This is a genomic window from Novosphingobium sp. FG137 (assembly GCF_057809735.1).
Genome location: NZ_JBMDKN010000002.1, coordinates 94,686 through 117,732 on the forward strand (window position 1 = coordinate 94,686; position 23,047 = coordinate 117,732).

Consider the following 23,047-nt stretch of genomic DNA (forward strand, 5'->3'; position numbering starts at 1 on the left):
GCTTGCCTTGGCCGTGCCAAGGTGACACGTTTAACCGCACGGCTAATTTCCGGGAGAGAGCAAGCCATGGGCGAGATCCATCACCGCACCTGCCATATCTGCGAAGCCAATTGCGGCGTGCTGGTGGAGGTGGAAGGACGCCGCGTCCTCTCCATCAAGGGCGATCCCGACAACCCCCTCTCGCGCGGGCACATCTGCCCCAAGGCGACCGCGCTGGAAGACCTGCAGAACGATCCAGACCGCCTGCGCACGCCGCAGAAGCGCGTGGGCGAGGAATGGCACGAAATCAGCTGGGAGCAGGCCTTCCGCGAGATCGGCGAGAAGGCACGCGCCATTCTCGCACGCGATCCCGCCAGCACGGCGACTTATGTCGGCAATCCCAATGCGCATTCCTACGGCAATGCACTCAACGCGCATCACCTGACCAAGGCGCTCGGCACCAGGAACCAGTTTTCCGCGAGCACGGTGGACCAGATGCCGCACCAGGTGGCGAACCTGCTGCTTTATGGCCATGCCAGCATGTTCGGCATTCCGGATATCGACCGCACGGAGACGCTGATCATCATCGGCGGCAATCCGATGGCATCCAACGGCTCGGTCTGGACTGTGCCGGATTTCCGCAATCGCGTGCGGGCGCTGAAGGCGCGCGGCGGCCAGCTTGTCGTGATCGACCCGCGCCGCACCGAGACCGCCAAGATCGCCGACCGGCACGTGTTCGTGCGCCCCGCGAGCGACGTGTTCCTGCTCGTCGCACTGCTCAAGGCGGTGATGGCGCGCAGGCCCTTCCAGCCGGTGCAGGACTTCGTGACGGGGCTTCCCGAAGTGTCCGCGCTGCTCGCCCGGTTTGATGATGCGGCGTGCCTCACGGCCTCCGGCGTTGCGGCCGAAGACGTGGCGTGGCTGGCAGAACGGCTGACCTCTGGCCCCGCCGCGCTCTATGGCCGGCTCGGCATCGCCACGCAGCGGCACGGCACGCTCAACGCATGGCTCATCGCGCTGATCAACATCGCCGCCGGGCAGCTCGACCGCGAGGGCGGCACCGTGTTCCCGATCCCCGCGCTCGATACGATTGCGATGCTGCCGCGCGGCTCGCTCGGCAAGTTCACCTCGCGCGTTTCGGGCCACAAATCGGTGCTGGGCGAATTTCCCGCCGCCGCGCTGGCCGAGGAGATCGAGACGCCGGGCGAAGGCCAGATCAAGGCGCTGTTCGTGGTCGCGGGCAATCCGGTGCTTTCGACCCCCAACGGCCCCCGGCTCGACAAGGCGCTGGCAGGGCTGGAACTGATGGTCTCGGTCGATATGTACCGCAACGCCACCAGCCGCCGCGCGCACTATATCCTGCCGCCGACGGGGCCCCTGGAGCGCGACCATTACGGCCTGTTCCTGCTGCCGATGGCGGTGCGCAATGTGGCTGTCTATTCAAAGCCCACGCTGGAGCGCGAGGACCCTGCCAGCCTGCACGACTGGGAAATCCTGCGCGGCCTTGCCCAGGCCATCAGCGGCCAGCCGGTGCAGGAGCCGACCCCGCGCGAGGCGCTCGATCATCTGCTTCGAACCGGCCCCTACAAGGTCTCGCTCGCCGATGTGGAAGCCGCGCCTTCAGGCCTCGATTTCGGGGTGCCGAAGACGGGCATTCTCCCCGATCGCCTGCGCAGCGACGGCCAGACGATCGCCTGCGCCGTCCCCGCTTTCATGGAAGCGCTCGCGGCGCTGGAGGTGGAGGTGCCCGAGACCGGCAAGCTGACGCTGATCGGGCGGCGGCATTTGCGCACCAACAATTCCTGGCTCGCCAACAGCCACCGCCTGACCAAGGGGCCGAACCGCTGCACGCTGATGATCCACCCGCACGATGCTGCGCCGCTGGGCCTTGAAGACGGCGACATGGCGGCTGTCCGCTCATCCTCGGGCGAAGTCATCATCCCCGCCGAAGTGACCGAGGACATGATGCCGGGCACGGTCTCGATTCCCCACGGCTGGGGGCATGATCTGCCCGGCGTGGCGATGCAGGTGGCACGCAGCCGCGCCGGAGTCAGCGCCAATGCGCTCACCGAATCCGGCGCGCTCGATCCGCTTTCGGGCAACGCCGCGCTTTCGGGCGTGCAGGTGGAGGTGGCAAGAGCGGCGCTGGAAGCGGCGGAATAGCCGCCTACTTCTCTTCCTTGCCGGTGCATTCGCCGTTGTGCTTGGCGTTCAGCTCCATCTGCATCGACATCGGCTTGCCCTGCGGCCCCATGCCGCCAATCGACATCGTCATCTGGTAGGTCTCGGGCGTGTAGCTGCCGACCATGGCCATGGTCTGCACCCCCTGCTCCGCCTTGCACGTCATCTTCGCATCGATCTTGCCGCCGCCCATGCTGAAGGTGTCATACTTGCAGCGCTCGTCGGCCTGGCCGAAGAACTTGGCGTCGGGCTTCTCGGCCTCTTCCTTGGTGAGGCAAGTGGCAAAGGTGCGGTCCTTGCCGAGGACCTTGCCCATCATTTCCCTGGCCTCGGGCGGCATGCCTTCCATCTCGATCTTGACGAACTTCATCGTCGATTCCCAGCGCCCGGGATTGAACCGCAGCCCGGCGTCGGACACCTTCTTGGCAACGTCCGAAACGCTTTCGTTGGTGGCGGTCACCGTTTTCCCGCTGCCACAGCCGGCCAGCGCCAGTGCGGTGGAAAGAGCCACGAGTGGCAGAAGGGGCAGGCGCATGGGTTCAGGTCCTCTCGCTGATGTGATGACAGGGCTAACACCCGCGCGGCGGTTTTCCAATGATCCGCCTCACCGGCCTAAAAGCCGTAGAGCAGGGTGAGCCGACTGGTGGTGTCCGTCAATGTGCGCGCGACTCCCGAGCCGGCTTCGTGCTGCAGCGTGTAGGAAAGCCGGGCCTTGAGCTTGCTGCTCAGGCGCGAATCCAGCGCGGCCAGCGTGTAGTAGGTGCGGCGGACCGCATCGAAATAGGTGCTGACTTCCTGGCTGTAGTTCAGCGTGGGGGTGAGCCTGATCTTGAGATCGGCAAGTGCAACCGCTGAAAGGGTCTGCTCCTGCGGCCCCTCCACAGGCTGGGTCACGCGCAAGGCGGGGCCAGCCTTGATGCTCAGCTTCCGGCCGTCCCCCTCCAGCAGATTGTACCCGAGCCCGGCTGACAGGCTGTACCGGTCAATGAAGCCCTGAAAGCGGTCACGCTCATACTGGCCGAGGCCGAACACATAGCCATGGTCATCGAACTTGTAGTTGGGCTCAAGCGTCAGCCGGATCTGGTTTCGCGTCACTTCGTCCGAAGTCTTCTGGTAATCGATCCGGCCCGATGTGGCGACGCGCCAGCGCCCCTTCTCCGCGACCACGGTGAGGCGCCCGACAAAGCCCGAACCCGGCGCGCTGCCGGTGCTGACGAAGGCCCCTAGTTCGCCTTCGCCGCTCCATTTGACGGGCATGGCGAAGAGGGCGGGCTGCAACGGCTCGGGATCCTCAAGCGGAAGCTCGACCTTGACGTCCCTTCTCGCCAGCGGGAGGGGCTCGGCCAGCCACGCCAGCGCGCTGCGGCGCAGGGCCCAGGCCGATATGGCGGCCTGTGCTTCGGGGTGTGTCTGCTGCAGATATTGCACCAGCGCGTCGAGCGCGCGCGGATCGTGCGAGGCTTCGACCGCTGCCAGCACGTCCGCCATCGCGGGGGGCAATGGCCCCGCCGCCGGCACCGCATCCTGCGCCATCACCGGCGCCGAGGGCGGCAGGACGGCGAGGACCGCGACCGCGATGATGCGCTGAGAGACCTGCAGTTCCCTGATCCTTCACATGCCGCAAGGAGGCTTGCGGTGGTCACGCTACCACCGGGCGTGATATAGCAAACGCCGCCCCATGCCTATCCGTCGCGGCGCAGGCAGCCGGCCATGCCGACGTATTCAGGGCCGCTTCCGGGTGCAGGAAAAGGTATAACGGGCAACGCGTGCCGATTGCATGGACGCGGTTTGTTCCCCATATTCGGCGGATGGCCGAACTCGTGATCCGCAGGGGCTTGGAAGAGCCCGATACCTCTGAAAACTTCGTTCCGCACAAGCCCGTGCGACCCGAGAAATCGGAAGGCGGGCGGCCGTTCCGCGTTGTCTCCGAATACCAGCCGGCGGGCGACCAGCCGACCGCAATTGCCGATCTCGTCGCCTCGGCGAAGGAGGGCGAGGTGACGCAAGTGCTGCTTGGCGTGACGGGCAGCGGCAAGACCTTCACCATGGCCAAAGTGATCGAGGAACTGCAGCGCCCCGCGCTGATCCTTGCGCCCAACAAGATCCTTGCTGCGCAGCTTTATGGCGAGATGAAGAGCTTCTTTCCGGATAACGCGGTCGAGTATTTCGTCTCCTATTACGACTACTATCAGCCCGAGGCCTACGTGCCCCGGTCGGACACTTACATCGAGAAGGAAAGCTCGGTGAACGAGGCGATCGACCGGATGCGCCACTCCGCCACGCGCGCGCTGCTGGAACGCGACGACGTGATCATCGTCGCCTCGGTTTCGTGCCTCTACGGCATCGGCTCGGTCGAGACCTATTCGGCGATGATCTTCGATCTCAAGGTGGGCGACACGGTCGACAACCACGAGATCATCCGCAAGCTGGTGGCGCTGCAGTACAAGCGCAACGATGCCGCCTTCCAGCGCGGCAATTTCCGCGTGCGGGGGGACAATCTGGAGATTTACCCATCGCACTATGAGGACATGGCCTGGCGCGTGTCGTTCTTCGGGGACGAGATCGAGGCCATCAGCGAGTTCGATCCGCTGACGGGCAAGGCCGGCACGAAGCTTTCCAAGGTCCGCGTCTACGCCAATTCGCACTATGTAACGCCGGGGCCGACGATGAAGCAGGCGGCGGATGCGATCCGCTTCGAGCTGACCGAGCGGCTCAAGGAACTGGAAGCGGAAGGGAAGCTGCTGGAGGCGCAGCGACTGGAGCAGCGCACCAACTTCGACCTCGAAATGATCCACGCGACGGGTAGCTGCGCCGGAATCGAGAACTATTCGCGCTTCCTTACCGGGCGCATGCCGGGCGAGCCGCCGCCGACGCTGTTCGAGTATCTGCCGGACAACGCGCTGCTGTTCGTCGACGAAAGCCACCAGACCGTGCCGCAGATCGGGGCGATGAGCAAAGGCGACCACCGCCGCAAGATCACGCTGGCGGAATATGGCTTCCGCCTGCCAAGCTGCATCGACAACCGCCCGCTGCGCTTCAACGAATGGGACGCGATGCGCCCGCAGACCGTGGCTGTTTCGGCAACGCCGGGGCACTGGGAGATGGAGCAATCGGGCGGTGTGTTCGCCGAACAGGTCATCCGCCCCACAGGCCTGATCGACCCGCCGGTGGAGATTCGCCCGGTCGAGGACCAGGTGCAGGACTGCATCAACGAATGCCGCAAGACGGCCGAGGCCGGCTACCGAACGCTCGTCACCACGCTGACCAAGCGCATGGCGGAGGACTTGACCGAGTTCATGCACGAAGCGGGCCTGCGCGTGCGCTACATGCATTCGGACGTGGAGACGCTGGAACGCATCGAACTGATCCGTGACTTGCGCCTCGGCGTCTATGACGTGCTGGTGGGCATCAACCTGCTGCGCGAGGGGCTTGATATCCCCGAATGCGGGCTGGTGACCATTCTGGACGCGGACAAGGAAGGCTTCCTGCGCAGCGAAACCTCGCTGATCCAGACCATAGGCCGCGCCGCGCGCAACGTGGATGGCCGGGTAATCCTCTATGCCGACCGCATGACCGGCAGCATGGAACGCGCGATTGCCGAGACCGACCGCCGCCGCGAAAAGCAGCGCGCCTACAACGAACTCCACGGGATTACGCCCGAATCGATCAAGCGCGACATCCACGACATCGTGGCCGACACCGCGAGCCGTGATGGCGTGCTGGTCGAGATCGAGACGGAAGGCGGGGCCAACAACCTCGTCGGCCACAACTTGCGCGCCTATATCGAGGAACTGGAACGCAAGATGCGCGCGGCAGCGGCGGATCTGGAATTCGAGACCGCCGGGCGGCTGCGCGATGAGATCCGCGCGCTGGAAGCGAGCGAACTGGGGCTGCCCGATGGCGAGAAGAAAGCGCCGATTGTGGGGCGGAGCAACGAAGGCAAGCCGGGGACAAGGAAGACGCGGTTTGGGAAGAGCCAGAAAAAGTGGGGGAAGTAGCATCCACCTCGCACCGCACGCGGATATCTATCCACCGCGCTGCGCCTTTCCCTATCTTGCGCTGGCCTTGAAATTCGGCTGCTTGGGTCCGACCTCAGTGCCGCGGCGATGATCGGGGCCTAAAAGGATGAAGCTTTGATTTCGCGTGTCGTCCCTCCCCTGCTGGTCCTGCTGCTGGCGGCCTGCTCGTCCTCTTCGGCAACGACCACGGCGGGCAAGGATGGCCCGGTTGACGGTGTGCGCGTCGCCATGCCGGCAGATAGCCCCGCGCCCCCCGCCATGCGCGCGCCGGATGCCAAGGGCGCATGGGCCGCTACGCCGGATGCCGCCCGCTTCGGCTATCCGGGTGAGGCGCCGCTGCTCAGCCTTGAATGCCGCCAGGGTTCGCTGGTCGTCACCCGCAATGTCGCCGCGCCCATCGGGGCCGCCGCGCTCTTCGCGCTGCAGGGGAGCGGTTATATCCTGCGCCTGCCGGTCGATGCGACGGCAGTCGCGGGCCAGCGCGGCTATGTCTGGCAGGGCGCGATCCCGGCCGATGACAAGCGCCTGACGCTGTTCAAGGCAAAGTTCGTCGGCACGCTTCCGGGCGGCGGACATATCGCAGTGCCTGCCAGCGAAGTCCCCGGCGGGCTGATCAAGCGCTGCGCCGCGAGGGAATCCTGAGCGCTTAAAGCTTGCCGAACTTCGCTTCGTAGGCGCCGGTATCCCCGCTCGAAAGCAGCTTGGCCTGCTCGATCCAGTTGTCCCGCGTCGCGCGGCCCGCAAAAGCTCCCAGCTGCGCGTCGATCCGCGCCACATCCGCTTCGGTCCACGCCGCGATCTCGGCATAGCGCGTGACGCCGAGCGCCCGCAGCGCAGTGCTGATCTTGGGGCCAAGGCCCTTGATCCGGGTCAGGTCGTCGCCTTCATCCGTGGCGGGCGGCGGCGCTTCGGCGAGCACCGGCGGCGGCGCAATCGCGGCGGCGGGCGGTGCATCGATCAGCGTCGAATTGCGCGCGGCGGGCGCGGCACCTTCGGACAGGACATCGCGGTACTCGCGCTTTTCCGGCAGCGCTTTGCCGCGCCGCAACAGGAAGACCAGCGCCAGCACCAGCAGCACGGCAATCGCGCCGACCAGAACCGCGTTTGCCTGAATCCATTCCATCATCGATCACCCCAAGACTTGCCGGACCTGTCCGGCGCTTTCCCATGCGCAGCGGCTGAAGCCAAGACCTCCCGCTTCAGAGCGTCTGCTTGCGGAACAGGATGCGGTCTTCCGGCCCGAAGCCGCGCCGCCAGATCACCGCGCCATAGACGCCGAGGATCGCGGGGATGCCGAAGGCAAGCTCGACCCATTCGGGCATGAGCTTTGCCGCAAAGCCCACCAGCACCGCCGGCGCCGCAGCCCAGATCAGCGCCCAGCGCCAGTTGCTGATCCGCTCACCCAGCAGGCTGCCGAGCAGCAACGATTTGGCGAGCGACGCGCATCCCAGCGCAATCGCCAGCGCGGCGGCTGCTCCGGCCGCCTGGATCAGCGGATCGAGCCCCGCCCGCCGCGCCGCCAGCATGAAGCCCACGGTCAGCGCCGCCTGCAGCGCGATGGTGGCAAGGCTGATCCACAAGTTGCGCAGCCGCGCGATGTAGATGAGCGCCGCCTCGCTCACCACGGCGGTGGCGGCGGCCACTTCGGCGGCGAGCAGCAGCGCCAGCGCGGCGGTTCCGGCCACGAAGCCCGGCCCCACCAGCCCCATCACCGCCGCGCCCGGAATGCCCAGCGCCAGCGCCACCCCGGCCTGCGCTGCGATGATCCAGAAGCCGACCTGGCACACCTGCCGCGCCACGGCGGGGAAGTTTCCGCCCTGCAGATTGCGCGTGATCACCGGGCCAAGGATCGGCTCGAAACTGGTCTTGAGCTTCTGCGGCAGGGTCGCGACCTGCTGCGCCACGTAGTAGATGCCCACGACCGCAGGCGGCGCCTGAAACACGCCGAGCAGGAACAGATCGAGCTTGCGCGTGCCCCATTCGATCGCATCCGCGCCGGCCAGCGGCAGGTTGCTCACCGCCAGCCGCAGGAGATCGATCGGGCGCGGCGACCACTGGCGCGGCAGGCCATAGCTCCTGAGCAGGGGCACGAAGGCGGTCAGCGTCGCGGCAAAGATCGAGGCGACATAGGCGAGGATCAGCCCGGATTCACGGATCGAAAGGAAGGTGAAGCCCGCCAGCCACACCGCTCCCGCCACGATGGACAGCGTCCACGGCTCGACCACCGACCGCGCCCGCACCGTCGCGCCGACATCGAAGCGATAGGCCAGCGCCGCCAGCGCGATATCGCCCAGCGCGATCGGCAGCACGGTGAGCGGCAGCAGGCGCTGGAGCGGGGTGAAATGCCCGCTCGGGAACATCGGGGCCGGGAAGATATAGAGCAGCGCCGCCAGCACGGCAGAGACGAAGCCCGACAGCAGCAGCGCATCGGCAACCACTTCGGCGCCGTCGCGATCGTCGCTCGCCAGCTGCTGCGCCAGGCCGCGCTTCTGGCCAAGCGTGGCCAGCTGCGCCGCCAGCTCCACCGCGATGGTGGCCGAGGCGAAGCGGCCCAAGTCCTCTGCGCCATACAGCCGCCCGGCGATGAACAGGAACGGGATGCGCGCGGCAAGGCGAAGCAGGAAGCCGAAGAAATTGGTCCGCCCGCCCTTGGCCAGCGCGGCAATATCCTGCTGTTCGGCGGAGAGGGGGGCGGCGGCTTCAGCCAAGCGGGGCCTCCGCACGAAGCGGGCGGGCCAGCAGCTGCGCCACCAGCGCGCGGGGCGAGATAGCGCCATCGAGAAGGGCGGCAACTCCGGCCGCAATCGGCATGGCGATGCCGCGTTCATCGGCGACGCGCACGAGCACCGGCGCGGTGAACGCGCCTTCGGCCACGGTGCTGCGCTCCGCGAGCAGGGCCGCCGCGCCGCCGGTGCGGTCGCCTTCCGCGCCGAGCGCCATGCCGAGCGCGAAATTGCGGCTTTCGGAGGAGGAGCAGGTGAGCACCAGATCGCCAAGGCCCGAAAGGCCCGCCAGCGTTTCGCCTTCTGCGCCCATCGCAAGGCCGAGGCGCTGCATTTCGGCAAAGCCCCGGCTGATCAGCGCCGCGCGGGCGTTGGCGCCAAGGCCCAGCCCTTCGACCACCCCGCAGGCAATCGCCAGCACGTTCTTCACCGCGCCGCCGATCGAAGCGCCGATCACGTCCGCCGAATAGTAGGGCCGGAATGAGGGCCGCGCGATGACGGGCGAAAGCCGCGCCCATTGCGCCTCCCCCCCGGCGCAGGCGAGCGTTACGGCGGTTGGCAGTCCTTCAGCCACCTCATGCGCAAAGGTCGGCCCGGAGAGCACGGCCAGCGCCGCACCCGGTGCAGCGGCGGCGGCCACCTCGATCATCAGGCGGCCCGTGCCCTGCTCGATGCCTTTGGCGCAGAGCACGATGTCGGTTCCCAGCGGCGCAAGCTGGCCCAGCACCGTGCCGAGATGCTGCGCCGGCGTGACCAGCAGCAGCACCGGCAGCACGGCGAGATCGGCGAGAACGCTGGTCGCGCGGATCGTCGGATGGAGCGCAGCCCCCGGCAGGAAGCGGAGATTGCGATGCTGCGCGTTCACCGCCTCGACCACATCGGCCTCGCGCGCCCAGAGCAGCACGTCGCGGCCATCGCTCGCGAGCACTTGCGCCAGCGCCGTGCCCCATGCGCCGCCGCCCACGACGCCGACTTGAGCCGCCTCGCTCATGCCTTCACCCCCGCGCCGCGCACCGGCTCCGCATCGGGATCGAGCGGCCAGCGCGGGCGCGCCAGCACGTCGAGCGAATCGGTGAGGCCGGCGGCAAGACGCTCCGCACCGGCCCAGCCGATCATCGCCGCGTTATCGGTACACAGCTTCGGCGGCGGCGCGACGAGGGGCAGCCCGGCCTCCTCCGCAAGCGCCGTCAGTGCGCCGCGCAGGGCCGCATTGGCGGCAACCCCGCCCGCGACAACCAGCGCCGTCACCGGCCTCGCAGCCGCCATCGCGCGGCGCGTGCGATCGATCACGCAATCGATCGCGGCCTGCTGGAACGATGCGGCGATATCCGCCGTCTGGTGGATGCCGGCATCATGGGCGCGCATCACCGCGCTTTTCAGGCCCGCGAAGGAGAAATGCGGCTCCGCACTACCCAAGAGCGGGCGCGGCAGCGGGACAGCCCTGGCATTACCTTCGCGCGCCATCCGCTCCACCGCCGGGCCGCCCGGAAAGCCCAGCCCGAGGATCTTCGCGGTCTTGTCGAACGCCTCACCCAGCGCGTCGTCGATGGTCGTGGCGAGGCGGCGATACTGGCCCAGTCCGCGCACTTCGAGGATCTGGCAATGCCCGCCCGAGGCGAGCAGCAGCAGATAGGGGAACGCGAGGTCCGGCTCCGCCAGCCGCGCAGACAAGGCGTGGCCTTCAAGATGGTTCACCGCCAGCAAGGGCCTATCCGCCGCCATCGCCAGTGCTTTCGCCGTTACCAGCCCGACCATGACCCCGCCAATCAGGCCCGGCCCCGCCGTGGCGGCAATCGCATCCATGTCCGCCAATGTGAGCCCCGCGTCTTGCAGCACCGCGCCGACCATGGGCGCGAGGGTTTCGGCATGGGCGCGCGCGGCGATTTCTGGCACAACACCGCCATAGGGGCGGTGTTCCTCATCCTGCGAGGCGATGCGCTGCGCGACAATGCGCGCGGCGAGCGTGGTGCCCGCCCCGTCGATCACGGCGACGGCGGTTTCGTCGCAGGAGGATTCGATGCCGAGGATCAAGGCCATGGGAGACTTTCCCTTAGAGACATTCCCCGTTACGGCAAGTGACGCATGAACACGTCCATAACGCCCACCGCTGCAAACCCGCTCAAACTGGGTACGCGCCGCTCTCCGCTCGCCATGGCTCAGGCCGAGGAAACCCGCCGCCGGCTCTGCGCCGCGCATGGCTGGGAGGAGGATGTGATCGAACTTGTCACCGTGGTTGCCAGCGGCGATCAGGTGCTTGATCGCCCGCTCGCCGAAATCGGCGGGAAGGCGCTGTGGACCAAGGAACTCGATGCCTGGCTGGCCGATGGCAGCATCGATTTCGCGGTCCATTCGATGAAGGATGTGGAAACCGAGCGCCCTGCCACGCTGATGATCGCCGCCGTGCTCCCGCGTGAGGATGTGCGCGATGTGCTGGTCGGCGCGGAGAGCGTGGCGGCCATTCCCGCCGGTGCGCGGGTCGGCACCAGTGCCCCGCGCCGCGCCGCGCAGATGCTCCACGCCCGCCCTGATCTCACCGTGGTCGGCTTCCGCGGCAATGTCGCGACTCGCCTCGGCAAGCTCGAAGCGGGTGAAGCCGACGTCACGCTGCTCGCCGCTGCCGGGCTGAACCGCCTCGGCCAGAGCGCGGTTGGCAGCCCGCTCCCGTCCGACACCTGGCTCCCCGCCCCCGCGCAGGGCGCCATCGGCGTCGAATGCCTCGCCGCCCGCGCCGATCTTGTCGCACTGCTCGATGCCATCGATCACAAGCCGAGCCACGCCGCCGTGATGGCCGAACGCGCCCTGCTGCGCGGCCTTGGCGGCACCTGCCACAGCCCGATCGCGCTGCTCACTACCGCCGAGGGCACGGACCTGACGCTGCGCGCCGCGCTGTTCAGCCCCGATGGGGCGGAGCGGATCGAGGCGAGCGCCACCTTCCCGGCGGGCGACAGCGATGGCCCCGCCGCGCTCGCCCGCACCCTGCTGGCCAGCGCGCCCGAGGCCATTCGCCGCCACTTCACCGGCAGCTGAGGCCGCCCGGGGATGATCCCGGTGATCGTGATCCGCCCCGAACCGGGCAACGCCGCCACCGTGGCCGCCGCGCGGACGCTCGGCCTTGATGCGCAGCCGTTCCCGCTGTTCGACATGGCTCCCGCGCAGTGGACCGCCCCCGATCCCGCGCCTTACAGCGCGCTGCTCGTCGGCAGCGCCAACGTGTTCCGACTCGGCGGCGAGGGCCTTGCGCGGCTCAGGGGCCTGCCCGTCCACGCTGTCGGCGCGGCCACCGCAGAGGCCGGGCGCGCGGCTGGTTTCACCGTGGCGTCGATTGGCGAAGGCGGCCTGCAGCCGATGGTTTCCGCCCTGCCGCCGGGCCGCTATCTGCGCCTGGCCGGCGAAAAGCGCGTGCCGCTCGCCATGCCCGTAGGCGTCGAGGTCGACGATGTGGTGGTCTATGCCGCTGCCGGCCTGCCGATGCCGCCTGCGCTCACTCGCATGCTGGCGAAACCCGCCGTTGTCCTGCTCCACTCCGGAGAAGCCGCCGCTCATTTCGCCGCAGAATCGGACCGGATCGGCGTGGCGCGCGGGCAGATCGCGCTGGCCTGCCTTGCCTCACGAATCGGGCCTATGGCGGGGCTCGGCTGGCAACACATTGAAATCGCAGAGACACGTACCGATCAAGCAGTGCTGGCACTCGCCGTGCAAATGTGCGAGAAAGTGTCACCAAGAGGACACTAACAACTGAAAAATGATCCTATGCAGGACATGACCTTTGGTTCGCCCCTAGCTCTGCAACGCAACCGATCTGGTCGCGGGCGGGCGGTGCTGGCTGTCCTCTTCATCCTCGCAGCGCTCGCTGGCGGCGCCTGGTACGGCTGGAAGACCGGCTGGCTCGAAGTGCACGTCTCGGGCCTTGCTGCCTCGCCAATCCCCGCGCCCTCGGCCTCGATGTCGCAGGCCGCCGCGCAGACCACTGCCAACCTCGCGGCGACCGATGCCGCGCTCACCGCCGCCGCTGCCAAGGTCTCCGCGCTCGAGCAGCGCCTTGCCGAACTCAACCAGCAGGCCGTCGCCGCAGCCGGTCAGGCCACGCAGGCCGAAGCCCTGCTGGTCGCCTTCGCCGCCCGCCGCGCGATCGAGCGCGGCCAGCCGCTCGGCTACCTTGAAGCCCAGTTGCGCGTGCGCTTCGGCAGCACCCAACAATCCGCCGTGGACCGCGTGATCGCCGCCGCCCAGAAGCCGATGACGCTCGCCATGCTGAACGAAACCTTCGAGAAGATCAGCCCGCAGCTAACCGGCGGCGCGCAGAGCGAAGGCACGTGGGACTGGCTGACGCGCCAAATGAGCGAACTCTTTGTCATCCGCCATGCCGACAGCCCCTCCCCCACCGCCGAAAGCCGCGCGATGCGCGTGCGCGAGGCGCTGGCCGGGGGCCGCATCGATGTCGCCATCGCCGAAGTCGAGCGGATGCCGGGCAAGGATGCCGCGACCGAATGGCTCGCCCATGCCCGCGATTTCGCAGCTGCGCAGCACGCGCTCGATCAGCTGGAAACCGCCGCGCTCTCCTTCCCGCCGACACCGCCGGTTGTGGCAAAACCGGATGCGGCTGCGCCCGGGCCAGTCGCCAGCCCCTCGCCTTCAGCCAGCGCGCCCGCCGCTTAAGCCGGTTGCAGCAGGCTCGGCAGCGCGCCGCTCATGCCGCGCGCCTCGTCCATGAAGAAGCGCTTGAGCGCCGGAATGCGCTGCACGCCCGCCATGCCCAACCGCCGGATCGCCGAAGGCAAGCGCCCCGGCACGCCGAACAGCCGCGTCAGCACATCGGTCGCCGCCGAGACCATGAAGGTATCCGCCGCGCGCCAGCGTTCGTAGCGCGCGAGCAGCTGCGCATCGCCCGGATCGAGCCCCAGCCGCATGCCTTCGGTCAGCACTTCCACCAGCGCCGCCACATCGCGCAGGCCAAGGTTCAGCCCCTGCCCGGCAATCGGGTGCATCCCGTGCGCAGCATCGCCGACGAGCGCGAGCCGGTCTGACACCATCCGCGCGGTGTGGTGGAAATTGAGCGGCCAGGAAGAGCGCGGCCCCATCAGCCGCACTTGCCCCAGCACATCGCCCATGCGTTCCTGCACCGCGCTCTGGAATGCGCCGTCGGGCAGCGCCATCGCGCCGGGCGCGTCCTTCTCGCTCACCGTCCACACCAGCGCCGAGCGGTGGTTGCCTTCCGCATCGTCGAGCAGCGGCAGCAGCGCGAAAGGCCCCGCCGGATAGAAGATTTCCCACGCCACGTTGCCGTGCGGCTTCGAATGCGCCAGCCCCACGATCATCGCGCGGTGGCCATAGCTCCAGCGCGCGGGGGTGAAGCCCGCCTCGTCGCGGGTTGGCGAAGCGCGGCCTTCGGCGCCCACCATGAGGCGCCCCTTGATCACGCGGCCATCGGCAAGCGTCACCGCCACGCCATGCGCATCGCGCTCCCGTTCCGCCACCCGCGCATTGGGCAGGAAGGTGATGAGGTCCTCCTTCGCCGCCGCATCGTACATCGCCACGCGCAGATCGCGATTGGCGAACATGCGGCCAAGCGAGCCATCCCCCGGTGCGGGCTGGAAATCGATCCGCCCGGGCTTCATCCCGTCCGTCACTGCGATCGAATCGATCGGGCAGCCCAGCGGCTCGAGCACTTCGGCAAGGCCGAGATGGCTGTAGAGATTCCAGCTCGCGGTCGAAATCGCCGAGGCGCGACCATCGAAGCCTTCGGCGGTCTGCGCCGAAGGGTCGGAGCTGTCGATCACCACGCTGGGGATGCCCGCCTTGGCAAGACCGATGGCGAGCGTCATCCCGACGAGCCCGCCGCCGATGATCACGATATCAGAGGCCATCGTCTGGCTTCTGGGTGTTTCGCTCATGGCCGTGCTCCGCAAGTATCGCCGGTGCCTGCATCGAGATCGAGGCAGCGCCCGTCAAATGCCCCTGCGGGCACGGGCAGACCGATCAGTGCCGCAAGCGTGGGGGCAATGTCCACCGTTTCGACCGGGCTGGGCTGCTCGAAGGAGGCCATCCCCTTGCGCCAGAACAGCATCGGCACGCGCCGATCATAGTCCCACGGCGAGCCATGCGTCGCAACATAGCCCGGCCCCGGCACCGGAATCGGCACCACCCCGCGCTTCAGCATCAGCACGAGATCACCCGAGCGCGGGCGGTAGAACGAGGCCTTGGCGCGCGCGATCAGCGGCCAGGTCTCGGGCGAGCCGGTGGGCGCGGGGGCGGCCGTGATCTCGTCGGCGGTGAAGGCGGCGGCAACTTCAGGGTTGGCCAGCAGTTCGGCCTTGAGCGCTTCGAGGGCGCGGGCCTTGTCTGCCGGCGCCAGATCGCGCCGCAGCCAGATGTCGCCCGAAGCGCCATCGGAGAGGACGAGGCCGCTCGGATCGAGCCCGGTCTTCGCCGCCACTGCCGCGCTCAGCGCTTCGGGCAGGAGCGACTTGCTCACCCGGTGCGAGGCAGGCAGCGCCTGCTCGCCCAGCCGCTCGGGCATGTCGAACCCGCCGTGATCCGCCGTAAGCACCACGGCATAGTCGATCCCGCGCTGGTCCAGCGCCACGAAGAAATCGCCCAGCGCCAGATCGAGCTGCTGCATCTGGATGCACATCTCGCTGCCTTCGGTGCCATAGCCGTGGCCGACATAATCCGTTGCGGAAAGGCTGACCGACAGGACGTCGGGCGTCGCGCCCTTGCCCAGCTTGTTCTCGTCCACCAGTTCGGTCGCGAGGTCGATCGTCGCGCGGTCGAGCCGGGGCGAGGCGCGGAAGCCGTTCTTGTCGCCCGGGGCCAGCGCAAAGCGGCCGGTGCCAACCGCAAACGTGCTGCTCAGCGGCACGGCACGGTCCTTGGCCTTGCACCAGTCAGGCAGCGAAAGCTCCGGCGCGCCCGCGCTCAGCACTTCGCCAAGCGCCTTGTTCTCGTTCACCGCCGCCGGGGTCAGCGCGCGCCCGTCGAGCGAGGTGAAGCCGGCACCCTTCCACCAGTAGACGCTGTCGATCAAATGGCCGCCCATCATCAACGCGGCGCGGTCCTTGCCTGAAACGGCGACATTGCGGCTGGTCGGCCAGAGCGCCTTGACCCGCTCGCCCAGCGTGGGGACGAGGAGGTGACCGACCGAGGCGACATAGTCCTTGGGGTCCGCGGCCGCCTGAGTCTCGTCCTCGGCGCAGTAGACGGCCTTCTTGCCGCGCGCGACTGACTGGTCGATCCAGGTGTTGGCGATGATCCCGGTGCGCGCGGGGTGCACACCGGTCAGGATCGTGGAGTGGCCGGGGCAGGTCTCGGTCGCGGCATGGCTTTGATAGCCCGCCGGAAACACCGCGCCGGTGGCGAGCCGCGCCAGGCCGCCGGTGAAGTGCGAGCGGTACTGGGCGAAAAGGTCTGCCGAGAACTGGTCGATCGAAATCGCGACGATGAGCTTGGGCGCATTCGCGGCCGGCAGGACTGCAGGGGCAGCCGCCGGGGCTGGTGCCCGTTTCGCGGCCGGACGTGCCAGCCCGCAGTGCGGCAGGACGATCACGGCGGCGAGCGCAGCCGCGCCCAGAGTGACGGACCGGAACGTGCGAAGCGCCATAGAGTAACCTTTCTCGGTACTTGGCCGAACCGGAGTCGCCTGCTCCGGGCCGGGCCGCTGCGTGATGGCCCCGGCGGCGCATGCGCGCAAGAGGCCTCGCGTGGCTGCTTGCCCGCAAAGGCACCGGGGGCGCCGGAGCCGGGCGGGCAGGTGGCCAAAGCGATTGCGGTGCGATAGACGAGGCATATGGCATTCCTGCGAAACATCGCCCTTCTGCTCGCGGCCTGCTGGCTAGCGCTGGCTGGCCCGCCCGTTGCGGCGCAAGGGCCGCACATCCGCGCCTCGCTGCTCGCCGAGCGGCCCGCAAAGCCCGGCGAGACGATAACCCTCGCGGTGCTGATGCAGCCGGACAAGGGCTGGCACGGCTATTGGACCAATCCCGGCGATGCCGGCCTGCCGATCACGCTCGAATGGACCCTGCCGCCGGGCGCTGGCACCGGCGCGCTCGAATTCCCCGTGCCGCAGACGCTGCTGCTGCAGGGCTTGATGAACCACGTCTACGAGCATGACTACGCCGTGCTCGTGCCCTTCACCGTACCTAAAGATGCTGCCCCCGGCACCACGCTGCCGATCAGCGCCAAGGCCAATTGGCTCGCCTGCACCGAGGCGATCTGCGTGCCCGAAAGCGCGACGTTGCAGGGCACCGTGACCGTGGGCAGCGGTGCGGCGGATGCGCGCTTCGATGGCTGGCGCGCTGCGCTGCCTGCCCCGCTCGACCGGCAGGGCACCGTCGCAGCATCCCCCACCGGCTGGCGCATTGCGCTGCCCTTCCCGGCGGGCGCCGCCATTGGCGAGCCGCACTTCTTCATCGATGCGCCGGGCGTGGCGAGCTACGCCAAGCCGCAAGCGTTCAGCCGCGTGGGCGATACGCTCGTGATCGAACTCGCCAAGGCCTCCTTCGCCTCGCCAGAGCCGCCCGCCACGCTCTCTGGCGTGCTGTCGCTGGGCACTGGCGCGAAGGGCGAATCGCTCGGCGGAATTGCCTTCACCGCCGCACCCGGCGCGGTGCCGACGGGCGGCACGCCGCTCGGCAAGGGGAGTGCGCCCGCACCGTTCTCCGCCGCCACGCTGGTGCTCGCCATCCTTGGCGCGCTCGTGGGCGGGCTCATCCTCAACGTCATGCCCTGCGTCTTCCCGATCCTCAGCCTCAAGGCGATGGCGCTGGCCCGCGCAGGCAGCCACAACGCGCATGTCGAAGGCCTGGCCTACACCGCCGGCGTGATGCTGGCCTGCATGGGCCTCGGCGCGGCCATGCTCGCATTGCGCGCGGCGGGCACGCAAGTCGGCTGGGCATTCCAGTTGCAGGACCCGGGCGTCGTCGCGCTCCTGCTGCTCCTCGCGGTCGCGATCACGGCGAACTTCATGGGGCTTTATGAGTTGCCGGGGCTTTCCATCGAAAGCGGCGGCGGCGCAGGCAAGGGTGGCTGGGTCGGCGCGTTCGGCACCGGTCTGCTGGCTGCTTTCGTCGCCACGCCCTGCACCGGCCCGTTCATGGCCGCTGCGGTCGGCGCTGCGCTGGTTCTGCCGGCATGGGCTGCGATGGCGGTCTTCGCCGCGCTCGGATTCGGCCTCGCGCTGCCGTTCCTGCTGCTGGGCTTCGTGCCTGCACTGCGCCGACTGCTGCCCAAACCCGGCGCATGGATGGAGCGCTTTCGCCGCGCGATGGCCGTGCCGATGGGGCTGACGGTGCTGGCGCTGTGCTGGCTGGCATGGCGGCTGGGCGGACCGGCTTATGCGGCAGGTGCCATCGCGCTCGCCGTGCTGGTCGTGGCGCTGCTGATCATGATCGGCCGCGCACAGCGGCAGGGCCTCGGCACGATGAAGTGGGCCCTGCCCGGCAGCGTCGCGCTGGCCGCGCTCGCCCTAGCCGCCACGCCGCGCCTCGCCACGGCGGGCCCCGGCGGCGAGGTGGAAGCGGGACTCCTCGATGCCAAGCCCTTCAGCGAGGCCGCGCTGGCTGCGGCGCGGGCTGAGGGCAAGCCGGTGTTTGCCTATTTCACCGCCGACTGGTGCCTATCCTGCAAGGTCAACGAAGCTGCCGCGATCGAGCGCGAGACCACGCGCGATGCCTTCCGCAAGGCCGGCGTCGTCGTGCTGGTGGGCGATTGGACGCGGCGTGATCCCAAGATCACGAGCTTCCTTGCGCAACAGGGCGCAGCGGGCGTGCCGCTTTACCTGTGGTATCCGGCCAAGGCCGCCGAGCCGCAAAAGCTGCCGCAAGTGCTGAGCGCGGACTTCATGGCGGGGCTGCCGGGGGGCTCAAGCTAGCATTCAGGGTTTGATTGGCCGCGTGTGCATCCAGAGCGCACTCCAGCGGTATGGCTCGCAAGCCACCCCGTCTGCATCCGCATCAAGGCTGTCACGATAGCCGGGTTCCCCGATGTACAGTGGCACGGTGCCTGCGGCTCGCGCCTGATCGCAACTGATCCAATGATCGCCCGTCTGCGGCGCGCGCTTTCGCATCAACCCGAGATTTACCGCAGCCGAGCCTACCCAGTTCCTCGCGGTCGCCAGCGCACCATCGTTGATCGCCAAGCTTGCAGTTCCGGTTCCGATTCCTACAATTGCCGCCAAGGTGAGCACGCCGAGGCTCTTCCGATGCTTGCCAAGCAAGCCTGCACGCGCACGCCGTTCTGGCCGTGCCGCTACAAGACGAAGGTTACCCCGTGGTCGCATGACATCCGGTTTAGCAGGCTATGGTAAAATCTCCGTTTGCCCCGATGCCTGCTGCCGCCGCCCCCTACAAACTCTGCCCGTCGTCCACCGTGATGTGCGAGCCCGTCACCTGCCGCGCAGCATCGCTGGCGAAGAACACCATCGGTTCATCCAGCGCGGTGATATCGGTCAGGCGGCGGCGGGGCCAGGTGTTGATCTGGGCCTTGCCGCCTTCGGTATCGAACCAGTCGCCAGCGATTTCGGTGCTGATGTAGCCGGGCTGGATCGTGTTGACGCTGATCCCCAGCCGCGCCCATTCCTGCGCCAGCTGACGGCCGAGGTGCTGCACGGCGAGCTTGGTGGCGGCGTAGGAGGCATCGCCCTGCCCGGTCATGTGCGAGGTGATCGAGCCGATCAGGATGACGCGGCCCTTCTCGCTCGCCTTCGATCCCGCCTTGATCATCCGCCGCGCCCCTTCGCGGGCGGTGAGGTACACGCCGGTGAAGTTGGTATCGACGACGGAGCGGATGCCTTCGGCGGGCACATCGATCGCCCGGCCCGGCACCACGATCCCGGCATTGGCGACGACCACATCGGGCACGCCGATGGCTGCTTCTGCCGCATCGAACGCCGCGATGATCGAGGCTTCGTCCGTCACATCAAGCGCCACGGCCAGCGCTTTCCCGCCGCCAGCGTTGATCTCGTCCGCCAGCGCCGCAATGCGCTCCACGCGCCGCGCGCCGATGACAACCGCAGCGCCCTCACTCGCATAGAGCCGCGCGAAATGCTCGCCGAGGCCCGAAGAAGCGCCGGTGATCAGCGCGATGCGTCCAGCCAGTCTGTTACCCGTCATGTGAACCTGTTGTCCCTCGGAAAGCCGGTGGGCGGAAGCCGCCCAGCCGCGCCGCGCGCGACCTTCCACGGCAGAAGGTCCTTTTCAGTGCGCGTGCGCCCGCTTTCTCCCCCCATTGCCCACGAAAGGCCATCCGCAAAAGTGAGCGTGATGGCGTCTGCCAGCCCGCCATCCTTGTAGCGCTGCAAGGTCACGCCCTGCCCTTTGGCGAGCACTGGCACTTCGCTCAGCGGGAAGATCACCAGCTTGCGGTTCTCGCCCACCACGGCGACATGGTCGTGCTCCGCCGCAATCTCGCGCACCACAGTCAGCTTCACGCCGGGTTTGGTGGTGACGACGCCGCGGCCCTTGCGGGTTTCGGCCAGCAGCTCGTCCATCTCGGCGGCAAAGCCGCGCCCGCTGCTCGCGGCAAGCAGCAGCTGCCCCTTGGCCTTGTGCACCACCAGCGCCGCGATCTGCGCCTCCGGATCGATATCGAGCATCGTGCGCACCGGCTCGCCAAACCCGCGCGCGCCCGGCAGCTTGTCCGCCCCCAGCGTGTAAAACCGCCCGTTGTCGAGGGCGAACAGCAGCTTGTCGGTCGTCTGGCAGTGCAGCGCGAAGGCCGGGCCATCGCCTTCCTTGAACTTGAAGTCCGTATCAAGCGCGAGGTGGCCCTTTGCGGCCCGGATCCAGCCGCGCGCCGAAAGGATCACCGTCACCGGCTCCTTCTCGATCATCGCATCCATGCTGAATTCGCGCGTCGGCGCGGCCTCCAGCAGCGTGGTGCGGCGCGCGCCGAGCGGGGTCGTCTCGGCGTATTCCTTGCGCAGCGCCTTGAGGTCGGCCTTGAGGCGCTTCTTCTGGAGCTTGGGATCATCGAGCAGCGCCTGCAGGTCGGTCTGCTCGGCGATCAGCCCGTCGCGCTCCTTGCGCAGTTCCATCTCTTCCAGCTTGCGCAAGCTGCGCAGCCGCATGTTGAGAATCGCCTCGGCTTGCCGGTCGGTCAGCTCGAACTCGGCCATCATGATCGGCTTGGGCTCATCCTCGGTGCGGATGATCTCGATCACCCTGTCGAGGTTGAGGTAGGCGATGATGTAGCCGCCGAGCAGTTCGAGCCGGTTCGCGATCTTCTCCAGCCGGTGGCGTGAACGGCGCAGCAGGATGTCGATCTGCGCGATCACCCATTCCTGCAGCAGCAGCTTGAGCCCCAGCACGCCGGGCGTGCGCCGCGCATCGAGCACATTCAGGTTGAGCCCGAAGCGCACTTCGAGATCGGTCAGCCGGAACAGCGATTCCTTGAGCAGATCGGGATCGACATTGCGGCTCTTGGGCACGAGCACGATGCGGATCGCCGAGTCGCTCTCGTCGCGCACGTCCTCGAGGATCGGCAGCTTCTTGTCCGCAATCAGGGCGGCGATCTGCTCGATCAGCTTGCCCTTCTGCACCTGGTAGGGGATTTCGGAGAGCACCAGCTGCCACTGGCCGCTGCCGAGCTTCTCGATGCCGGTTTCCTCCCAGCTGCCATCCTCCTGCCGCCCGGTGGAGAACCGCCCGCGCACGCGGATCGCGCCCTTGCCGCTTTCATAGGCGGCGCTGATCGAAGCCTTGCTGTCGACCACAAGGCCGCCGGTCGGGAAATCGGGGCCGTGGAACACTTCCATCAGCTCGGCATGGGTGGCCGCCGGGTTGTCGATCAGCATGAGCGTGGCGTCGACGATCTCGGCCACGTTATGGCTGGGGATATTGGTCGCCATGCCGACTGCAATGCCGCTGGAACCGTTGGCGAGCAGGTTCGGGAACAGGCCGGGGAATATCTCCGGCTCTTCCTCCTCGCCGTTGTAAGTGGGGTGGAAGGTGACGGTGCCTTCTTCCAGCCCCGCCATCAGCCGCATCGCGGTGCGCGTCAGCCGCGCTTCGGTGTAGCGGTAAGCGGCGGCATTATCCCCGTCGATATTGCCGAAATTGCCCTGTCCCTCGACCAAGGGATAACGCAGCGCGAAATCCTGCGCGAGGCGGACCATCGCATCATAGACCGAGGCATCGCCATGCGGATGATACTTGCCGATAACATCGCCCACCACGCGCGCGGACTTCTTGAACGCGCCCGTTGGATCGAGCTTCAGCTGCTGCATCGCCCAGAGCAACCGCCGATGTACGGGCTTAAGCCCATCGCGCAGATCGGGCAGCGAACGCGCGGTGATCGTGGAGAGCGCATAGACGAGATAGCGCTCCGACAGCGCTGCATCAAAGGGCGCATCGACGATGGCGTCGAAGGGATCGGGTTCGGCTTCGGTGGTGATCTTGGTCATGCTGGCGAATCCATAGCAAGCGCGCCCAGCTTCCGGAACCGCCCGGAACACCGGCATCCCCCGATCATTACCCTGTCAGTCCCGCCCCCGACAGAAAGCATATTTCCCATGGCCAAGCGCGTCCTCATCATTGCGACCGACGGTTTCGAGCAATCCGAACTCATGGAACCCCGCAAGCTTCTCGAAGCCGCGGGCATCAAGACGACGCTCGCCAGCCCCACCCCGGGCAAGATCCGGGGTTGGAATCACGGGGAGTGGGGCGAAGCCGTCACCGTCGACAAGGACATTGAGGAAGTTTCCGCCGAGGACTTCGACGCACTGCTGCTCCCCGGCGGGCAGATGAATCCGGATGTGCTGCGCATGGACGACCGGGTGATCGAGCTGATCGAGAACTTCGATGCGGACGGCAAACCGATCGCGGCGATCTGCCACGCGCCGTGGCTGCTGATCGAGGCCGATCTCGTTCATGGCCGCACTGTCACTGGCTGGCCCTCACTCCACACCGATCTCGAAAATGCCGGTGCCGATGTGGTTGACGAGGAAGTTGCGATCGATGGCAATCTCATCACCAGCCGCAAGCCCGAGGATATTCCGGCCTTCACCGAGGCCCTGATCGAGGCGCTTGAAGCAGCCGACGAGGAAATCGACGAGGAAACTGGTGAGGGAACCCACGACGGGACCGAAGTGGACGAGATCGAAAGCATCTAAGCCAAGCCCGCTCTTGCCGGCAGTCAATCCGGCAAGGGCGG

General features: G+C 67.7%; 19 protein-coding genes. 8 read left to right on the forward strand and 11 right to left on the reverse strand.

What is annotated here, in order from left to right:
• Positions 1 to 66: 66 nt before the first annotated feature.
• A complete protein-coding gene (locus tag ACODS2_RS06060) occupies positions 67 to 2,142 on the forward strand; it encodes a molybdopterin oxidoreductase family protein (protein WP_488998005.1) in 2,076 nt (691 codons plus the stop codon).
• 4 nt (positions 2,143 to 2,146) lie between these two features.
• Here the strand turns inward: ACODS2_RS06060 and ACODS2_RS06065 are convergent, their stop codons facing one another.
• Positions 2,147 to 2,695, reverse strand: coding sequence for a DUF3617 domain-containing protein (locus tag ACODS2_RS06065; protein ID WP_488998006.1), 549 nt, complete (start codon positions 2,693 to 2,695; stop codon positions 2,147 to 2,149).
• A gap of 77 nt (positions 2,696 to 2,772) precedes the next feature.
• The gene (locus tag ACODS2_RS06070; protein WP_488998007.1) at positions 2,773 to 3,693 is read right to left on the reverse strand and encodes a DUF481 domain-containing protein; all 921 of its coding nucleotides are present in this window, start codon (positions 3,691 to 3,693) and stop codon (positions 2,773 to 2,775) included.
• Positions 3,694 to 3,968: 275 nt separating this feature from the next.
• On the opposite strand from ACODS2_RS06070, the gene uvrB reads away from it, so the two are divergent.
• Positions 3,969 to 6,158: an excinuclease ABC subunit UvrB gene (uvrB, locus tag ACODS2_RS06075; RefSeq protein WP_488998008.1), complete on the forward strand. Its 2,190-nt coding sequence runs from the start codon at positions 3,969 to 3,971 to the stop codon at positions 6,156 to 6,158.
• 135 nt (positions 6,159 to 6,293) lie between these two features.
• The gene (locus ACODS2_RS06080; protein ID WP_488998009.1) at positions 6,294 to 6,821 is read left to right on the forward strand and encodes a hypothetical protein; all 528 of its coding nucleotides are present in this window, start codon (positions 6,294 to 6,296) and stop codon (positions 6,819 to 6,821) included.
• Positions 6,822 to 6,825: 4 nt separating this feature from the next.
• On the opposite strand, the gene ACODS2_RS06085 is transcribed toward ACODS2_RS06080, so the two are convergent.
• The 4 genes from ACODS2_RS06085 to tsaD form a co-directional block, all read right to left on the reverse strand.
• Complete coding sequence (locus tag ACODS2_RS06085) at positions 6,826 to 7,305, reverse strand: hypothetical protein (RefSeq protein WP_488998010.1); 480 nt, start codon at positions 7,303 to 7,305, stop codon at positions 6,826 to 6,828.
• 73 nt (positions 7,306 to 7,378) lie between these two features.
• A complete protein-coding gene (locus ACODS2_RS06090; protein ID WP_421837127.1) occupies positions 7,379 to 8,887 on the reverse strand; it encodes a lipopolysaccharide biosynthesis protein in 1,509 nt (502 codons plus the stop codon).
• Positions 8,880 to 9,893, reverse strand: coding sequence for an NAD(P)H-dependent glycerol-3-phosphate dehydrogenase (locus tag ACODS2_RS06095; RefSeq protein WP_488998011.1), 1,014 nt, complete (start codon positions 9,891 to 9,893; stop codon positions 8,880 to 8,882). The genes ACODS2_RS06090 and ACODS2_RS06095 overlap by 8 nt, the downstream gene beginning before the upstream one ends.
• Positions 9,890 to 10,939, reverse strand: a complete 1,050-nt coding sequence (gene tsaD / locus ACODS2_RS06100) for a tRNA (adenosine(37)-N6)-threonylcarbamoyltransferase complex transferase subunit TsaD (protein WP_488998012.1) — start codon at positions 10,937 to 10,939, stop codon at positions 9,890 to 9,892. The genes ACODS2_RS06095 and tsaD overlap by 4 nt, the downstream gene beginning before the upstream one ends.
• A gap of 45 nt (positions 10,940 to 10,984) precedes the next feature.
• Here tsaD and hemC point away from each other — a divergent pair, with 45 nt between their 5' ends.
• From hemC to ACODS2_RS06115, 3 genes are read left to right on the forward strand one after another with little or no spacing between them, the layout of a single operon-like run.
• Positions 10,985 to 11,929 carry a hydroxymethylbilane synthase gene (hemC, locus tag ACODS2_RS06105; RefSeq protein WP_488998013.1) on the forward strand — a complete coding sequence of 315 codons (945 nt, stop codon included), beginning with the start codon at positions 10,985 to 10,987 and terminating at the stop codon, positions 11,927 to 11,929.
• Positions 11,930 to 11,941: 12 nt separating this feature from the next.
• Positions 11,942 to 12,634 carry a uroporphyrinogen-III synthase gene (locus ACODS2_RS06110; protein ID WP_488998014.1) on the forward strand — a complete coding sequence of 231 codons (693 nt, stop codon included), beginning with the start codon at positions 11,942 to 11,944 and terminating at the stop codon, positions 12,632 to 12,634.
• Positions 12,635 to 12,661: 27 nt separating this feature from the next.
• Positions 12,662 to 13,558: a hypothetical protein gene (locus ACODS2_RS06115; RefSeq protein WP_488998015.1), complete on the forward strand. Its 897-nt coding sequence runs from the start codon at positions 12,662 to 12,664 to the stop codon at positions 13,556 to 13,558.
• Here ACODS2_RS06115 and ACODS2_RS06120 read toward each other — a convergent pair.
• The gene (locus ACODS2_RS06120) at positions 13,555 to 14,793 is read right to left on the reverse strand and encodes a UbiH/UbiF/VisC/COQ6 family ubiquinone biosynthesis hydroxylase (protein WP_488998016.1); all 1,239 of its coding nucleotides are present in this window, start codon (positions 14,791 to 14,793) and stop codon (positions 13,555 to 13,557) included. The genes ACODS2_RS06115 and ACODS2_RS06120 overlap by 4 nt on opposite strands.
• Entirely contained in the window at positions 14,790 to 16,499 is a 1,710-nt protein-coding gene (locus ACODS2_RS06125; protein WP_488998017.1) for an alkaline phosphatase family protein, read from the reverse strand. The genes ACODS2_RS06120 and ACODS2_RS06125 overlap by 4 nt, the downstream gene beginning before the upstream one ends.
• A gap of 186 nt (positions 16,500 to 16,685) precedes the next feature.
• On the opposite strand from ACODS2_RS06125, the gene ACODS2_RS06130 reads away from it, so the two are divergent.
• Positions 16,686 to 18,767: a protein-disulfide reductase DsbD family protein gene (locus ACODS2_RS06130; protein WP_488998018.1), complete on the forward strand. Its 2,082-nt coding sequence runs from the start codon at positions 16,686 to 16,688 to the stop codon at positions 18,765 to 18,767.
• A 3-nt stretch (positions 18,768 to 18,770) separates the two neighbouring features.
• Here ACODS2_RS06130 and ACODS2_RS06135 read toward each other — a convergent pair whose 3' ends face one another.
• The 3 genes from ACODS2_RS06135 to parC form a co-directional block, all read right to left on the reverse strand.
• Complete coding sequence (locus ACODS2_RS06135) at positions 18,771 to 19,175, reverse strand: excalibur calcium-binding domain-containing protein (protein ID WP_488998019.1); 405 nt, start codon at positions 19,173 to 19,175, stop codon at positions 18,771 to 18,773.
• 64 nt (positions 19,176 to 19,239) lie between these two features.
• The gene (locus ACODS2_RS06140; RefSeq protein ID WP_488998020.1) at positions 19,240 to 20,007 is read right to left on the reverse strand and encodes an SDR family NAD(P)-dependent oxidoreductase; all 768 of its coding nucleotides are present in this window, start codon (positions 20,005 to 20,007) and stop codon (positions 19,240 to 19,242) included.
• On the reverse strand, positions 20,004 to 22,298 hold the full coding sequence (gene parC, locus ACODS2_RS06145) for a DNA topoisomerase IV subunit A (RefSeq protein WP_488998021.1): 2,295 nt from the start codon (positions 22,296 to 22,298) through the stop codon (positions 20,004 to 20,006). Before parC ends, ACODS2_RS06140 begins: the two co-directional genes overlap by 4 nt.
• 108 nt (positions 22,299 to 22,406) lie before the next feature.
• On the opposite strand from parC, the gene ACODS2_RS06150 reads away from it, so the two are divergent.
• Complete coding sequence (locus ACODS2_RS06150; RefSeq protein WP_488998022.1) at positions 22,407 to 23,006, forward strand: type 1 glutamine amidotransferase domain-containing protein; 600 nt, start codon at positions 22,407 to 22,409, stop codon at positions 23,004 to 23,006.
• Positions 23,007 to 23,047: the final 41 nt, after the last annotated feature.

Bases quoted from the DNA above. Each gene is read 5' to 3' on its own strand.
- ACODS2_RS06110 (WP_488998014.1), top strand. From the start codon at position 11,942: ATGATCCCGGTGATCGTGATCCGCCCCGAACCGGGCAACGCCGCCACC.
- ACODS2_RS06135 (WP_488998019.1), bottom strand. From the start codon at position 19,175: ATGCGACCACGGGGTAACCTTCGTCTTGTAGCGGCACGGCCAGAACGG.
- parC (WP_488998021.1), bottom strand. From the start codon at position 22,298: ATGACCAAGATCACCACCGAAGCCGAACCCGATCCCTTCGACGCCATC.
- ACODS2_RS06060 (WP_488998005.1), top strand. From the start codon at position 67: ATGGGCGAGATCCATCACCGCACCTGCCATATCTGCGAAGCCAATTGC.
- ACODS2_RS06130 (WP_488998018.1), top strand. From the start codon at position 16,686: ATGGCATTCCTGCGAAACATCGCCCTTCTGCTCGCGGCCTGCTGGCTA.
- ACODS2_RS06150 (WP_488998022.1), top strand. From the start codon at position 22,407: ATGGCCAAGCGCGTCCTCATCATTGCGACCGACGGTTTCGAGCAATCC.
- ACODS2_RS06125 (WP_488998017.1), bottom strand. From the start codon at position 16,499: ATGGCGCTTCGCACGTTCCGGTCCGTCACTCTGGGCGCGGCTGCGCTC.
- ACODS2_RS06140 (WP_488998020.1), bottom strand. From the start codon at position 20,007: ATGACGGGTAACAGACTGGCTGGACGCATCGCGCTGATCACCGGCGCT.
- uvrB (WP_488998008.1), top strand. From the start codon at position 3,969: ATGGCCGAACTCGTGATCCGCAGGGGCTTGGAAGAGCCCGATACCTCT.
- ACODS2_RS06070 (WP_488998007.1), bottom strand. From the start codon at position 3,693: ATGGCGCAGGATGCGGTGCCGGCGGCGGGGCCATTGCCCCCCGCGATG.
- ACODS2_RS06085 (WP_488998010.1), bottom strand. From the start codon at position 7,305: ATGATGGAATGGATTCAGGCAAACGCGGTTCTGGTCGGCGCGATTGCC.
- ACODS2_RS06120 (WP_488998016.1), bottom strand. From the start codon at position 14,793: ATGAGCGAAACACCCAGAAGCCAGACGATGGCCTCTGATATCGTGATC.
- tsaD (WP_488998012.1), bottom strand. From the start codon at position 10,939: ATGGCCTTGATCCTCGGCATCGAATCCTCCTGCGACGAAACCGCCGTC.
- hemC (WP_488998013.1), top strand. From the start codon at position 10,985: ATGAACACGTCCATAACGCCCACCGCTGCAAACCCGCTCAAACTGGGT.
- ACODS2_RS06065 (WP_488998006.1), bottom strand. From the start codon at position 2,695: ATGCGCCTGCCCCTTCTGCCACTCGTGGCTCTTTCCACCGCACTGGCG.
- ACODS2_RS06115 (WP_488998015.1), top strand. From the start codon at position 12,662: ATGACCTTTGGTTCGCCCCTAGCTCTGCAACGCAACCGATCTGGTCGC.
- ACODS2_RS06095 (WP_488998011.1), bottom strand. From the start codon at position 9,893: ATGAGCGAGGCGGCTCAAGTCGGCGTCGTGGGCGGCGGCGCATGGGGC.